16 protein-coding genes and 1 pseudogene are annotated in these 15655 nt (G+C 34.6%); 14 read left to right on the forward strand and 3 right to left on the reverse strand.

Going from position 1 to position 15655, the window contains the following annotated elements; all coding sequences use genetic code 11:
• Nucleotides 1–43: 43 nt before the first annotated feature.
• The 5 genes and pseudogenes from IPO46_08745 (at nucleotide 44) to IPO46_08765 (ending at nucleotide 4316) form a co-directional block, all read left to right on the forward strand.
• A complete protein-coding gene (locus IPO46_08745; GenBank protein ID QQS62213.1) occupies nucleotides 44–757 on the forward strand; it encodes an NTP transferase domain-containing protein in 714 nt (237 codons plus the stop codon).
• A gap of 28 nt (nucleotides 758–785) precedes the next feature.
• Nucleotides 786–1658, forward strand: a complete 873-nt coding sequence (locus IPO46_08750) for a hypothetical protein (protein QQS62214.1) — start codon at nucleotides 786–788, stop codon at nucleotides 1656–1658.
• A gap of 3 nt (nucleotides 1659–1661) precedes the next feature.
• Nucleotides 1662–2579, forward strand: a complete 918-nt coding sequence (locus tag IPO46_08755) for a CDP-alcohol phosphatidyltransferase family protein (GenBank protein ID QQS62215.1) — start codon at nucleotides 1662–1664, stop codon at nucleotides 2577–2579.
• Between the two features lie 14 nt (nucleotides 2580–2593).
• Nucleotides 2594–3586, forward strand: a pseudogene (locus tag IPO46_08760) (flippase-like domain-containing protein).
• Nucleotides 3587–3674: 88 nt separating this feature from the next.
• Entirely contained in the window at nucleotides 3675–4316 is a 642-nt protein-coding gene (locus IPO46_08765) for an HAD family hydrolase (protein ID QQS62216.1), read from the forward strand.
• Nucleotides 4317–4365: 49 nt separating this feature from the next.
• Here IPO46_08765 and IPO46_08770 read toward each other — a convergent pair whose 3' ends face one another.
• Nucleotides 4366–4707, reverse strand: coding sequence for a hypothetical protein (locus tag IPO46_08770; GenBank protein QQS62217.1), 342 nt, complete (start codon nucleotides 4705–4707; stop codon nucleotides 4366–4368).
• 179 nt (nucleotides 4708–4886) lie between these two features.
• Between IPO46_08770 and IPO46_08775 the strand changes: the two genes are divergently transcribed.
• The 3 genes from IPO46_08775 (at nucleotide 4887) to atpC (ending at nucleotide 7117) form a co-directional block, all read left to right on the forward strand.
• Nucleotides 4887–6392: a F0F1 ATP synthase subunit beta gene (locus IPO46_08775; protein ID QQS62218.1), complete on the forward strand. Its 1506-nt coding sequence runs from the start codon at nucleotides 4887–4889 to the stop codon at nucleotides 6390–6392.
• 66 nt (nucleotides 6393–6458) lie between these two features.
• On the forward strand, nucleotides 6459–6755 hold the full coding sequence (locus IPO46_08780) for a four helix bundle protein (GenBank protein ID QQS62219.1): 297 nt from the start codon (nucleotides 6459–6461) through the stop codon (nucleotides 6753–6755).
• 110 nt (nucleotides 6756–6865) lie between these two features.
• Nucleotides 6866–7117, forward strand: coding sequence for an ATP synthase F1 subunit epsilon (gene atpC / locus IPO46_08785; GenBank protein QQS62220.1), 252 nt, complete (start codon nucleotides 6866–6868; stop codon nucleotides 7115–7117).
• 46 nt (nucleotides 7118–7163) lie between these two features.
• Here the strand turns inward: atpC and IPO46_08790 are convergent, their stop codons facing one another.
• Entirely contained in the window at nucleotides 7164–7508 is a 345-nt protein-coding gene (locus tag IPO46_08790) for a helix-turn-helix transcriptional regulator (GenBank protein ID QQS62221.1), read from the reverse strand.
• Between the two features lie 113 nt (nucleotides 7509–7621).
• On the opposite strand from IPO46_08790, the gene IPO46_08795 reads away from it, so the two are divergent.
• The 6 genes from IPO46_08795 (at nucleotide 7622) to IPO46_08820 (ending at nucleotide 14279) form a co-directional block, all read left to right on the forward strand.
• A complete protein-coding gene (locus IPO46_08795; GenBank protein ID QQS62222.1) occupies nucleotides 7622–8746 on the forward strand; it encodes a DUF4221 family protein in 1125 nt (374 codons plus the stop codon).
• Nucleotides 8736–9101, forward strand: coding sequence for a hypothetical protein (locus tag IPO46_08800; protein QQS62223.1), 366 nt, complete (start codon nucleotides 8736–8738; stop codon nucleotides 9099–9101). Before IPO46_08795 ends, IPO46_08800 begins: the two co-directional genes overlap by 11 nt.
• A 224-nt stretch (nucleotides 9102–9325) precedes the next feature.
• A complete protein-coding gene (locus IPO46_08805; GenBank protein ID QQS62224.1) occupies nucleotides 9326–11353 on the forward strand; it encodes an outer membrane beta-barrel protein in 2028 nt (675 codons plus the stop codon).
• 184 nt (nucleotides 11354–11537) lie between these two features.
• Complete coding sequence (locus IPO46_08810; protein ID QQS62225.1) at nucleotides 11538–11750, forward strand: hypothetical protein; 213 nt, start codon at nucleotides 11538–11540, stop codon at nucleotides 11748–11750.
• A 199-nt stretch (nucleotides 11751–11949) separates the two neighbouring features.
• Nucleotides 11950–12237: a hypothetical protein gene (locus tag IPO46_08815; protein QQS62226.1), complete on the forward strand. Its 288-nt coding sequence runs from the start codon at nucleotides 11950–11952 to the stop codon at nucleotides 12235–12237.
• A gap of 200 nt (nucleotides 12238–12437) precedes the next feature.
• A complete protein-coding gene (locus IPO46_08820) occupies nucleotides 12438–14279 on the forward strand; it encodes an outer membrane beta-barrel protein (protein QQS62227.1) in 1842 nt (613 codons plus the stop codon).
• A 405-nt stretch (nucleotides 14280–14684) separates the two neighbouring features.
• Here the strand turns inward: IPO46_08820 and IPO46_08825 are convergent, their stop codons facing one another.
• The gene (locus IPO46_08825; protein QQS62228.1) at nucleotides 14685–15641 is read right to left on the reverse strand and encodes a 1-acyl-sn-glycerol-3-phosphate acyltransferase; all 957 of its coding nucleotides are present in this window, start codon (nucleotides 15639–15641) and stop codon (nucleotides 14685–14687) included.
• Nucleotides 15642–15655: the final 14 nt, after the last annotated feature.

Here is a 15655-nt window from a genome sequence, read left to right on the forward strand (position 1 = left end):
AAAAACGCTTCTTTTATGCAGTGTAAAACAAGCCAACAGTAAAATGGAATTTGCAATATTAGCAGCCGGGGAAGGATCGAGATTGGCAAATGAAGGTTTGACAACGCCAAAACCATTGGTGCAACTTAATGGCATACCATTATTGCAAAGGCTTATCCATACATTTGAAGCCAACCATGCAAGTAAAATTCATGTAATTGTAAACGCTTACTCCCACGCTGTTGCAGCATTTGTAAAAAGTTTTCCCGCTACTGTTCCCATAAACCTGCTGGTAAAAACTACCGAAAGTTCTTTGCACAGTTTCTTTGAGTTATTGCCTTTTATTGAAGGCGATAAAATTTGCCTTACAACGGTGGATACTGTTTTTGACCCTGTAGAATTTTCAGGATATATTGCTGCATTTATCAGCGATAATAAAACCGATGCATTAATGGCGGCAACTTCGTTTGTTGATGATGAAAAACCATTGTTTATTCAAACTACGGGCAACCATACTATTACCGGTTTTTTTGACCGTAAGGAAGTAAACTGCAACATGGTTTCCGGCGGTATTTATTGCCTTAGGAGGCCTGTTTTTTCAACGGTAACCAATGCAGTAAACAATGGCGTTACGAGAATGCGTAACCTGCAACGTATTTTAGTAAAAGAAGGTTTTGCAATAAAAGCATTTCCTTTTTCTAAAATAATTGATATAGACCATGTGCAGGATATTGCTACTGCTGAAAACTGGCTACATTCAACAAAGCATTTACATTAACCACACTTATTAAATTGCGATTTTAATTATGCTGCATTTTGCCGGAATAAAAAGAAATACCGAATTTTCTCCCAACCATAGAGGAAATGATAATGCTATATTTACCCTTACCGCTGCCGAGTTAATTAAAAAAGGCTGCACGGTAACCCTTTATAGCGAAGATGAATTTATGGAAATGGATGATGTATTTGAAGATTGCATTTTTACCATGGCCCGTAATAAACAAACAGTAAAAAAACTACAAAAGGCAGGGCAGCAGGGAAAATGGGTGATCAACAGCGGTGCCGGAATTGAAAATTGTTACCGCATAAACATGACCAATGGCCTGGTAAATGCAGGTATCCCTTATCCCAAAAGTATTATTGTAAATACTCAAAATATTACAGCAAAAGAATTCACTGCTTTAAAAGGCAATTCATACTGGATAAAACGAGGCGATTTTCATGCCATACATAAAGAAGATGTAAGCTTTGCACGTAATATAGGCCATGCGCTGGATATTTTAAAAGAATACCATTTGCGGGGAATTACCGAAGCCGTAATATCGGAGCATTTACATGGCGACCTGGTAAAATTTTATGGCGTAAGAGGAACCGGTTTTTTTTATTGGTTTTACCCGGTGGAATTTAATCATAGTAAATTCAATGCAGAAGCTATAAACGGCGCATCCAATTATTATGCTTTTAGCGAAGAAAAATTAAAAGACTTTAGTACAAAAGCTGCCGAAGCTTTGGACATTTATATTTATGGTGGTGATGCCATTATTGCCCAGGATGGCTCCATGCATTTTATTGACCTTAACGACTGGCCAAGTTTTGCACCCTGCAGGGAAGAAGCATCCCTGCATATTGCCCAATGTATTTATCAGCAGGCAAAAAAATCAATTCAACAGGTAAAATAATTTATGGAGAAAGAAAAAATAACATTTGAATCAACCCTCAAATCTTCGGATACAGAAGAAACCATTGATATTTATTTTTACCGCCCTATAGGTTTTAGAATTGCTTTGCTTTGCCGTTACCTGGGCATTACGCCCAACCCGGTTACCATTGCCAGTATTTTTATTGGTGTAGCAGCAGGCATTTTATTTTATTACGAAAACTTTACGCTAAGCTATATTGGTATTGGCTTACTTATTTTTGCCAATGCTTTAGATAGTGCCGATGGACAACTGGCAAGAATGACCAACAACAAATCAAGGCTGGGCCGCATACTCGATGGGCTGGCAGGAAGTTTTTGGTTTATAACTATTCATATTGCGCTTTGCCTGCGTTTGCAAAACCAGGGCTGGACTGAGGCAATCTGGATATTGGGTGTACTTTCCGGCCTTTCGCACATGATACAGGCACAGCAGGCAGATTATTACCGCAACATCCATTTATTTTTTATTAAAGGAAAAACCGGGAGCGAACAGGATAACAGCGAAGACCTGAATAAAGAACTAAGCAAATTATCCTGGGCAAAAAATTTTGGGCAAAAATTATTGCTCTCTTTTTACCGCAACTATACAAAGCAGCAGGAACTATTATCGCCCCAACTGCAAAAATTAATGAAGCTCATTAAAAGCAGGTTCCCCAATGAATTGCCGGACTGGCTGGCTACAGAATTCAGGGAAAAAAATAAACCGTTAATGAAGTATACCAATATTGTGCAATTTAATACCAGGGCCATATTTTTATTTTTTTGCCTCATCAGCAATAAACTTTACTGGTATTTCCTCTTCGACCTTATTGTGCTTAATGGCATTATGCTGTATATGATAATGCAGCAGGAAAAACTGAGTAAATATTTTTATAATAAATTACAGGCACAAAAAAATTAACGGACAAAGTATACATGAAGGCAAAAACCTACAATACCATATTTTTTATACTTGGGCTGCTTACGCTGCTTTACATGGTTTACAAAATTGGGTTGCAGGTAATTTGGAACAATATAGTGCAAACGGGTATTTGGTTTGTACCGGTTATTGGCATTTGGTTAATTATTTATATTTTAAATGCACTGGCTTTTAAAGAAATTATTTTTGAACGCAAATTGCCGGAGAGCAACCTGCCTTTTTGTCTATTTTAAAACTGACCATTTCGGGCTATGCCATTAATTATATTACGCCATTTATAGCCCTTGGCGGCGAACCATACCGGGTTATGACGCTTCAAAAAAAACTCAATACCAATAAAGCAACATCATCGGTATTGCTGTATAATATCATCCATATTTTTTCTCATATTATTTTTTGGATGGTTTCTATTATTTGCATCATCATTGTTTTAAAGCCGGGGCTAATGGCGCTTTTTGGGCTGCATCCTCACTTTTTTAATTTTCTTATTTTTGCTGTACTGGGTTTTTTTAAAATATAAAAAAGGGTTACTGATGATAACCTTTACCATGCTGTCTAAAATCCCTTTTTTAAGAAAAAAGATAGGTGTATTTATTGAGAAACGAAGGGAAAATCTGCTGGAAATAGACCAGCACATTATTGATTTGTTCAGCCACCGCAGTGGCACATTTTATGCCTCTATGGTATTTGAATTTGTGGCCAGGGCTATTGGCTGCCTCGAAATTTATTTTATTGCATTGGCTTTGCAGGCGCCAATTGGTTTGTTCGATTCATTTGTAATTAGCGCCGGCTCTTCGTTATTTGCCAATTTAATTTTCTTTTCTCCCATGCAGTTGGGTGCAAGAGAAGGCGGTTTTATACTGGCATTGCGGAGTATGGGGCTCAATGGCGGTATGGGTATTTTTATGAGCCTGGTAACCCGTATCCGGGAACTGGTTTGGATATTTATTGGTTTAATATTAATGAAAACCAAATCGAAACATTTATAATTTGTACACTAAATTTTTTTCATGATAAAAGGTATCCTTTTTTGATTATGGCGGCACAATAGATACCAATGGTAAACATTGGGGCGAATTGTTGTGGGAAATGTACCAGCGTTACCGGGTGCCAGTTTCCAAAGAAGTGTTCCGCCAGGCTTATACTTTTGGCGAAAAATCTTTGGCTATAAACCCGTTGATAAAACCGGGCCATAATTTTTTAGATGTTTTACAAATTAAAGTAAAATGCCAGTTTAATTACTTGTTTGCCGAAGGCCAGCTTAAAGAAAACACCGATAATTTTTCGGAAGAAATAAAAAATATAGCCGGTGATTGCAATAACTATGCTATGCATATCATAAACGCTGCAAAACCTGTACTGGAGCAACTTTCAGAAAGGTATCCTCTGATTTTAGTGTCTAATTTTTATGGAAATTTACACACTGTATTAAGGGAATTTGGCATCATCCATTTTTTTAAAAGTATTGTAGAATCGGCCGTAGTGGGTGTAAGAAAACCCAGCCCGGAAATTTTTTCGTTGGGTGTAAAAGCCTTAAACCTTTTGCCCGAAGAATGTGTGGTAATTGGCGATTCGTACAGTAAAGATATTGCTCCCGGCCATGCTGCAGGCTGTCATACTATTTGGTTAAAAGAAACCGGCTGGGGCGACGACCCGGAAGATACTACGCTAGCCAATAACGTAATTACAACATTTGAAGATTTACTAAAACTGCTATAGCCATTAGGTAAACTTTGAACTGTTTTTTAAACAGCAATATCGAAAACGCCTATTTAAAAAAAATAATTTTATTATCGGCTTTTTCAATTACGGCCTTGCTTCCTAAAATATCCAATCCTTTTTTATCGTAAAATTTCAGGTAAAAAGTATCATTTACCAGGTTGTATCTGCCGGGGTAGCTGTTGTTTTTTACGCTGTCAAATAACTGGCGGTAAAATTCAAAAAAGTTGTTTTCTCTAATCACAAAATAAGCATCGTTCATATCTGCCACCGATTTAAAGCTCATGGTTACCGGGCTGCTTTCAAAAGTCGTTTTATCTTTATTAAATGAGCCAAGGCTGCCACAGGAGGCTAAAGAAATAATGGTAATAAGAAACAGAATATACCGCATCTTTTCTATGATTTTTAAAGTTTTTCACCACTTATATAGCAAAAGCTGCACCAAAATGCAATATTGGGTAAAAAGTCGGCTATTTTTTCTAAAAATCCTCCCCAACAAATTTTTCAATACAGCCCTGTACCCTTACCTTTGCGGCTCAAAAATAAACCTAATTTTTTTAAATAATTTTTATGGCCAATACAGGTAAAATTAAAGCAATTATCGGCGCTGTGGTGGACGTACAGTTTGATAGCGATTCAAAACTTCCTGAAATTTTTAATGCCCTCGAAGTGGACCGTGGCGAAAGCGGCAAGTTGGTGCTTGAAGTACAGCAGCATCTTGGCGAAGACAGCGTACGTACCATTGCCATGGATGGAACGGAAGGCCTGGTGCGTGGCATGAAAGTGGTAGATACCGGCAAAGCTATTGCTATGCCTACAGGAGAAGCCATTCGTGGCCGCCTGTTTAATGTTACCGGCGACCCTATTGATGGTTTGCCTGCGGTAAGCAAAGAAAATGGCCGGCCCATACATGCAAAACCACCCATTTTTGAAAACCTGAGTACGGCATCGGAAGTTTTATTTACCGGCATTAAAGTAATTGACCTTATTGAACCTTATGCCAAGGGTGGTAAAATTGGTTTGTTTGGTGGCGCTGGTGTGGGTAAAACCGTATTAATACAGGAGTTAATCAATAATATTGCCAAAGCTTACAGTGGTGTATCAGTATTTGCCGGAGTGGGCGAACGTACCCGTGAAGGGAACGACCTTATGAGGGAAATGATAGAAGCGGGTATTATGAATTATGGCGATAAATTTAAGCACAGCATGGAAGAAGGTGGCTGGGATTTGGATGCCGTGGATATGAATGGTTTAAAAGACTCCAAAGCAACCTTTGTTTTTGGCCAAATGAACGAACCACCCGGAGCCCGTGCCCGTGTGGCATTAAGCGGGTTAACCGTTGCTGAATACTACCGTGATGGCGACGGACAAGGCCAGGGAAAAGACATTTTGTTTTTCGTAGACAATATATTCCGGTTTACACAGGCAGGTTCCGAAGTATCGGCGCTGCTTGGCCGTATGCCTTCTGCCGTGGGTTACCAGCCAACGCTGGCTACCGAAATGGGACTGATGCAGGAGCGTATTACCTCTACAAAAAATGGTTCTATCACTTCGGTGCAGGCGGTGTATGTACCTGCGGATGATTTAACCGATCCGGCGCCGGCAACAACCTTTGCTCACCTGGATGCAACAACGGTACTGAGCCGTAAAATTGCAGATTTAGGTATTTATCCTGCGGTAGATCCTTTGGATTCTACTTCAAGGATTTTAACCCGGCAAATTGTAGGAGATGAGCATTATAATTGCGCCAACAGGGTAAAATTAATTTTACAACGCTATAAAGAGTTACAGGATATTATTGCCATATTGGGTATGGATGAATTGAGTGATGAAGATAAACTCGTTGTGTTCCGTGCACGCAAAGTGCAGCGTTTCCTTAGCCAGCCGTTTTTTGTGGCCGAGGCATTTACCGGTTTAAAAGGTGTGTTGGTTCCCATTGAAGAAACTATACGTGGCTTTAATGCCATTATGGATGGTGAAGTAGATGAATACCCCGAAGCAGCATTTAACCTGGTAGGAACATTGGACGATGCAATAGAAAAAGGTAAAAAATTGATGGCAGCAGCGCAGGCTTAAGGGAAGTATAGAGTATTGAGTATTTAGATTTGAGTATAGAGCGTAATATCAATTAATTGTGCTAAAATGGGAATGCATAGGTTTAGGGAACTAAAAATAGGGCAACGAAGAATGGATCTTGCAGAAAATGTTTACCGGGTAGTTGCAGGGTTTCCAACTGAAGAAAAATATGGCCTTACTCCTCAATTAAAAAGATGTGCTGTTTCTGTACCAGCTAATATATCCGAGGGTGCAGGCCGGGCTATCAATAAGCAATTTAAATTTTTTCTTGAAGTGGCAATGGATTCCTGCAATGAGGTGCAAACGCAAATGGAGCTGGCCCAAAGGTTTGGCTACGTTCAGCCTGAACAGGCGAGGTATTAATGGATGAAGCATTTCAAATGTAAAAATTGATCCTTGCAATTTATAATTCATTAAGCGAAGCATAACCCGCTAAATACTATATACTAAAATACTAAATACTAAATACTTATATGACATTAGAAATTCTCACCCCCGAACGCAAAGTTTTTAGCGGCGATGTATATGGCGTACAATTGCCGGGTATTGACGGGTTGTTTGAAGTATTGGATAAACACGCCCCACTTGTAAGCGCCTTAAAAAGCGGCAAAATGAAAATTTTGAAAGATAAAAATACCGGCCAGCAGTTTAATATCCAAAGCGGCTTTGTAGAAGTATTGGCAAATAAAACTACCGTGCTGGTAGAAGGAGCGGAAGAAATTTAAATTAATTTTTGTATAATATATTTACCCGGTTATATGGCCGGGTTTTTTATTTTGTATTTTTAGAAATAATAGTCAATATATCATCTACTTTTTTCTGTAATTGCTCAAAATGATCATAAGGATGATTAAAATTTTCGGTTTTTAATGAAACAATATTGCAGGAACTGTTATCATTAAAGTTAACTACCTGTTCAGTACTTCCAGAAAGTAGCCAATTGGCGTCTAAATCAAATTGATCAATTAATCGTTTTAGTAAATCTAAAGAAGGCACCCTGTTATTGTTTTCGTATTGGCTATAATTTCCTTGCGTTGTAAATAATAAATCAGCCATTTGTTCCTGGCTTAAATTGTTAAGCTTACGGATTGACTTTAATTTTGAACCAAAATCCATAAAAGAGAGTTTATTCTCAAATGTAATAACATTATTTCATTTTAAAATGAAATAATTCATATTTTCCATTGAATTTTAAACATACAATCAAATTAATTAAGCTAATAAAAATTATGAAAATTAGCAAACTGGTCATTATTCTACTTTTAACTATTTCATGTAATAATACCGTCAGTTTAAAATTAGAAAACTCAAATTATTTAAATTTTCAAGACAGTATTAAGATAAAATTGGACTCATTAACATTTAACAATTCAGATAATATACAGCTACAGGATTCCGTACTTATGATAAAAAATGAAGTGATAAATTCATTGACTTTTTTAGATTTTAGAGGAAATGTATTGGCATATCACGACTTTAGTGAAATGAAAGAGAAGTTGCATAAATTCAATATAGATGGAGCATGGTTTACATCTCTTGATTCAATTTATGTATTTACATCAAAGTATAAAATGATTTACCTTTTTAATAATAAAGAGGTTTGTATAGATAGTCTCTCAACAACAAATGATTCTATTAAAATCAAGTTACTGCCACATATTTATATTTCTACGATTCAGCAACCCTACGTTTATGAAAAATCAATTTATACTTCAGGTTTTTCCTTTGGGGAAGGAAAGGAAATTGCGGATTCAAATAGATTTGTCGTAAGAGAACTTAAAAAAGACACGTCAGATTACTTAGTAAATTATCCTCCGGATTACGCTGATATTGATTGGGGAGGCATATATTATAGGATGGTATATAGTTGTATTGCGAATGATTCTTTAATGTACATCTCATTTCCGGCAAGTGATTTTATAGCAATATTAAATCTTAATACTAAAAAAGTAAAATATCAAAATTTATATCCTCAAATTAATAAATTATTAAAACCATTTCATGGAGATTTGATTATTTCAGCAAAAGATAACTTTAAAAGAGCAAAACATTATTACGGGCAATACTCATTTAAAGGGATAATTTATGATAAATATAGAAAAGTTTTTCACAGATTTTTACTTGAACCTGCTAACCAAAAAGATATTAAAAATGGGAAACTTGGTATGCAAAGGAAAATAATACTTACTTATAATAATAAGTTACAGTATTTGGGATTCACAGAATTAAATGAATCAGTTTCAAGTTCAACTTTTTTTGTTACAAAAAAAGGGCTATTAATAAAAAATGAAAGCTATCAAAATGATGAAGATAATCTCTATTTTTATCTGTATTCACATAGGAATGATAATTAGTGGTTGCAAATATGATAAATTCAATGATAGTTTATCACGTTTTAAGGAATTAAATGATGTTGGGGAAAATTCTAAAATTTATATTATTCCTGGATCTGGTTGTACAGGTTGTATTAGTAGTGCCGAAGAATTAGCTTTGAAAAATATAAATAGCGATAGTAATTATTTTATTTTTACAGAAATAAGATCATTAAAAATATTTAAGAATAAATTTCCTCAACTTTATATCGCAAAGAATGTAATTGTTGATAGTCTCAATTACTTTAAATATCCAAATGATCAATATAGAATTTACCCTATTGTTTATAAAATGGTATCTAAAAATTTGGAATTCTTTCAATACCTAAAACCATAATTTAAAATTAAATGAAATTTATAACGTATCCTATTTTGCTAATATTAGTTTTTCTTTTTTTACATACTAAGATAACCGCACAAAATAAAAACTGTACGATTGAATTTGCCGTTCAAGATTCTACTAATTTGAATTTAAAGAATATTAAAATAAACTTAGTTCAGAATGATAAATTAACTCGTTGCAAAATAAATGAAAAGGTTGGGGTATATAAAGATGTTACAATGAGCATTGAATTTAGCAGCCCCGATTTTATTATACCGGGTATAAAAAATTTAAAACTTCAAGGTGATACCTTAATTTTTGTAACAATAAAGAGGCTGGAATCGGTACTGGTAATGTCAAAAAAAAGTATAGTTCGACAAACATTAAATGGGTTTGAGTATAGCCCGGCAAATGATAGCCTTTTTAAAAATCAGAGCCTTTTAATTGCTTTACAGAGATTGCCCTTTATGTACATAATGGACGTGGATGCTATTGGTTACGAAGGTGGAAAAATAATGTTTAAAATAAACGGAAAAGAAAAGAAAGGCATTGGTGATAGTTGGAATAATGTACTTAAAGTTTTAAATGCAAAAGATATATACAAAGTAGAAATGATAAGGGAAATTCCTGAATTTGTAAAAAGCCAGGGATATGCCGTAATAATAAATATTTTAACGCTTGATGCAAACTTGTATGGAAAAACCTTCAGCTTTGCTGAAATATTTGATTCAAGAAAAAATAGTGATGCCAACCTGGACTTTACAATGCAACATAAGAAAGCAGATTTTTCTATAACTGCAGCAAGTTCAAGTGATAAACAGGAGCTCTTTAGTCATACAAAAGTTCTTGAAAATGGTAATACTAATGCGGAGAATGATATGTGTATAAATTATGTTTATCGTTCCAATACTGCAAACATTGGTTATGGCCTTCGGATTGACAGTGCAAATGATTTTTCTATAAACTTAGCATTGCACAAATATGAAAATAACAATCAATTTCTAATTTTATATAATTACCCTAATTCAATTAATAATCAAAAAAACAAATTGATAAACCTGGGCGCAGGTTTAAATGTAAGTTATATACACAGGAAGAATAAATTTATAACTAAAAGCATAATCACTGTAGCTAAATTTGGAAATGAGGAGTTTAGCAATAAATTAGCTTACTTAAAAGCGGGTAAGCCTGATAGTATTGACTATAAAACCAATACTAAGCCAACAAATTGGATTGTTGAGTATAATTATTTAAATACAAAACATGAAACATATAATATAGAATACGGTGTACAGGCATATAAAAAATACCTGGGTCAATCTTTTTATACTTATGCGATTGACAGCCTAACAAATAAAAACGGGAGTCTTATTAAGCAAAGCGAAGACTCTGTATTGTTTAATCAATTTGCCATTCGGCCTTATTATAAACTTGATAAAGATTTTACCAATAAAAAAAATATAACACTCACGCTTAGCGCTGAGTATTATTCATTAAAGAATAAAAGTGAAAATCAAAAACATTTTTTATTACCCTCAATTGATGTATCCTATAAAAAATTGCTGAAAAATAATGGGTCATTAAAGTATGGGGTAAAGTATAATTATTTTAAACCATCTATTGATTTTTTAACCGGCAAAAATTATTTCATGTCTCCAATAGAAGAAAGAAATGGCTCCACTACATTGTCTCCCGGCAAATCCATTAATGCAGATATTGATTTAACGTATACAAATAAAGTAACAATTTCGCAAAAGCTCTCTGCAACTTATTTTTATGATGTTCCTACATTCTATACAGTTTATGATACATCTGCCAAGATGCTTATTACCAACTCGATAAATGAAGACCGAAGCTTATATTTAAATTATTATATTTATTTTCAAAAACAAGTGAACAAAAAATTTCGATTTTCTATTAGTGCAAGCCCCAATTATATCATTACACATACCGGGAAGAATAATGCTTCGCATAGTGGATTTAGTATTAGAAGCCTTAGCAATGGTACTTATTCATTAGGTACTAAAGCCGGGTTCCTGGGCTTTACAAGTTTTTTAAACACTAATGTAATTACCAACCAGGGATATTATAACGGTTCCATAATGTATAGTATTTACTATGCTCGCACCATAATAAAACGGAAGCTGGTAATGACATTAATTGCCAGTCAGTTTTTGAAAAGAACAGGGATATTAAAACTTATAGTATTTATAATAATACTGAGCGGTTTACAAATCAAATTACTCCATTCCGGTTATTTAAAATAAGGTTGGCTTATAATTTTTCAAACCTTGTGATACGGAAATTTGCTCAAAAAAAGTCTACCCGTGTGCACGATGAGAAATCGGCAAATTGATATTGCGAATTGAAATGATTTATTGCAAATGCAAATTTTATTATAAAGTAAAATGTTTGAATTTAGGGTATAAATTTTAATCTAAAACTTTAGAAATGAAAAAAATTATTTTTGTGATTTCAATCTTCGTTTTTGGCACTGCAATGTATTTACATGCAAAAGTCACCCCACCTCCCGAAGCAAGCTGCCCGAGTGGAGGCCCCAATAGTGATGGGTATTGTGTTGAAATATTTGATGCCAATAATGTCGGTAAGTCAGTATGCTTGGATCCAGGGAATTCAGCAGTTGCACTCAATTGTTGTAAATAAAACTAATTTAACAACAAAGTATTTAATGAGGCTGATACTTTCAGCCTTTTTTATTTCCAATATGGCAATATTTATTTTTTTCATATATCATCTACTTTTTTCTGTAATTGCTCAAAATGATCATAAGGATGATTAAAATTTTATCTTTACAATACCTAAAGCCTTAATAAAGCCTTAATAAAGCCTTAATAAAGCCTATATGAAAGCTTCCCTCAAATTAATATTTGGTATTGTTTTTTATATAATATCATGCAGTAATTTATTTGCTCAAAACAAAAAATGTTTTATTGAGTTTAGGTTAGATACCTCAGTAACTACAGGTTTGAAGGATACAAAAATCAGCATTTCGCAAAATGGCTATTTACATAAAGTAAGGTTAAATGAAAAAATTGCTGTTGATACCGGTGTAAATTGCATCATAGAATTTAATCATCCCGGCTTTATCATCCCGGGTATAAAAGCCTTAAAATATACAGCGATACCTTAATTTTTATTGGATATAAAAACCTCGAATCGGTAGTAGTACAAAGCAGAAAAACCATTGTAAGGCAAACCCTTAAAGGGTTTGAATATTCACCACAAAACGACAGCGTTTTTAAAAACAGGAGCCTTTTGGTTTCTTTACAAAGGTTGCCATTTATAATTTTAAAAGGGGAAGACGCAATTGAATATACCCGTGGAAAAATTATGTTCAAAATTAACGGCAGAGAAAAAAAGGGGATTGGAAATAGCTGGAACAGTGTTTTAAATGCCATTAATGCCAAAGATATTTATAAAGTAGAAATGATTACAGAAGTTCCTGCATTTGTAAAAAACCAGGGCTATGATGTAATTATAGATATTTTAACGCTTGATGCAAACTTGTATGGAAAAACCTTTACTGCGGCTACGTTTTTCAATACGAGGAATAATATTAATCCCAGTACCAGTTTTACATTGCAGCATAAAAAGGCCGATTTTTCCATAAGTGCAAATAATAATAACGACAGGCAAACAAACTTTTTGCAAGCTAAAGTTATGGAAAACGAAAACATTATTAGCGAAAACAGGATAAACACAAACTTCCGCTTCCACGGGTATTCTTTAAATTTAGGTTATGGCCTGCGTGTGGATTCTGCAAATGATTTGTCGGTAAATTTATCCATGCACCGTTATAAAACCATAAGTGCATTTCAAAATGAATATGCCTATCCCACGCCAGTGAATAACCAAAATGATGATCATATTAATTCAGGAGGAGAAATCAATTTAAGTTACATACATAGGAAAAGTAAGTTTATAACCAAAAGTATTGTTGCAAAAGCAAAAATTGAAAACATAGAATATAATAACCGGCTTGCTTATATGCAGCCAGTGAAAAATGATAGCATAAGCCGGCTGTTTCAAACAAAACCAATGAACTGGATTGTAGAGTACAATTATCTTAATACCCGGCATGAAACTTATAATATTGAATACGGCTTACAGTTCTATCAAAAAGATTATAGCCAGTCTTACTACACATACACGCTGGACAGTTTTACCAATGAAAATATTAATCTTGTATATGCGCAAAAAGATTCTATGCGATTAACCCAGTACGCTTTAAGGCCATATTTTAAATACGACAAAGATTTTACTCCAAAGAAGAACTTAATATTGAACTTAAGCTCGGAATGGTACTCCATATTGCCTAATAATTTTAAACGAAAAAATTATTACCTGCCCGATATAGATGTTTCTTATAAAACGCTGTTTGATAACAATGCTTCTTTAACATATTCAATAAGTTTTAATTATTCAAAGCCTTCGGAAGATTATTTTACAGGGCAGCAATACTATAATAACCCGGCGGAAGCCCATCGTGGATCGGCAGATTTGGCGCCCGGGAAAACTATTGGCGCAGGTGTAGAATATTTATTGGTTAATAAATCAACTTTTTCAAGTGAATTAAATTGCTGGCACAGCTTTGATGATCCTACATTCTTTACTGCTTATGACAGCATTAATAAATTAATGGTTACAAGCCCAAATAACGGTGACAAAAGTTATGGCATAGGCGACAAGTTAAATTTTCAAAAATTAATTGCTAAAAAGCTTAATCTTTCTATTTACTCCAGTATTTATTATCTTAAAAGAACCAATAGAATTATTAATACCGGCTCAAGCGGAATAATTTACCGGTTACAACCAACAATAGATTATTATTTGGGCCGCAAATATGGCAATTTAAACTTCTGGGGAATTATTGAGGGCAATAATGTTACAAGCCAGGGGAAAACTACCGGGCCGCTGAGGTATTCTTTATCTTATGCTAAATCCATTATTCAAAGAAAATTTACCGTTGTATTCATCCTGGAAGAGTTCCTGGTAAAAAACAGGGAGAAAAAAACGTATAGTGTTTTCAATGGGTTAAGCCAATATAGCAACATAATAAGGCCATCAAGGTTAATTAGCATAAGGTTTGCATATTATTTTTCCAATATCAGGCTTGCAAAATTTGCCAAAATGAAATCTGCTTCAATAAAAGGAGAAAGAAAGGCAGACTAAGCGGTTGCCATTATATCTACATGCAATAGAATATTTCAAATACAAATTTTTAAGAAGGTAAAAATTTTTCAACTTTATTTGCGAAAGGCCCTTTGAAACTTAACTGCGTTTTCAAATAGCCCAAACCAAATTTATTTAAACACAAAATTTTATTGAAATGACATAGATTATTTTTCTTGCGGTAATCCTGTTTACCGCATTTACCTTTATTGTACATGGGAAAGTTACACCAGGTACTGGCGGTGGAAATTGTCCTTCTGATTCAAAGACTAATAACGGTCATTGCACTCCTTATTGGGATGGGAATGACAAAGTAACTTATTCTTGTCTTGCCGCATCAGGAGGTGCTGAAATAGATTGTAAAAAATGAATAGTGGAAAATCATTTTTATTGGGGCTGATATAATCAGCCCTTTTTTATTTGTAAATAACTCCAGGCAAATAAAGGCATTGCCAATAAAAGCCATAAACTATAAATATTGTGGGTAAATAAATAGGCAAGCACCATAACCATCAATACATAAAAAGGGTAGCCCAGCATTAAAAAAGCAACCAGTATAGAATCGTAATGTCCATTGTTTTTTCCCAGTTTTTTTGCGGTTTTAAGCGCAGGTAAATATAAGGGTAAATGAAAAATACAGCCTAAAACTGCCGGAGCAGCCAATAATACTTTCTTCCAGCGGGGAATTTTAAAATCAAAAATTTCTTTTCTTTTCCCTACATCATTAGCAGTTATTTCATAAACCAGTGGCTGCAACTCTTTTTGCAAAATATTGTTGAAGGAAGTTACAGAGCGGCCAAAACCATTCGTTTGTTCTACATCTTTTTTGCAAATAATAGTGCCAAAATGAAGTTGTACATTTTTATCGTAGCTATAAAACCTATTGTAGTTGATGCCTGTTGGCAAAACTTTTAATGGGATGCCCTCATCCCAACTGCTGAGTGCAAGCCTTGCCGTGCCTTTTTTTAAAGGCCGTAAATGCCATTCGTTTACACATTTGCCTTCGCTAAAAATAAGTACAATGCCGTTTTGTTTAAAAATTTCTTTGCAGGCAGAAAAAGTGGCATAATTATGCTCCAGGTTTTCCACTCCTTCGCTGCTGCGGTACACCGGCAGCATATTTAAAGATTTGAGTATGGCGCCGGCAATTTTATTTTTAAACACATCTCCACGGGCAAGTGAGTAAACCGGCCGGTTAAATAAACTGCAATATATAATGGCATCTAAAAAAGAATTGGGATGGTTGCAGGCCAATAATAAGGGCCCTTCGGCAGCAAGCCATTTTTTGTTATTAATTTTTAAATGCCTTACATATAAGCGCAGGCAAAGCTTTGCCGGTATTTTAAAAAGCTGGTACAGCAACCTTTTTTTTGTGA

It is taken from the genome of Chitinophagaceae bacterium, assembly GCA_016699815.1.
Lineage (GTDB): Bacteria > Bacteroidota > Bacteroidia > Chitinophagales > Chitinophagaceae > Ferruginibacter.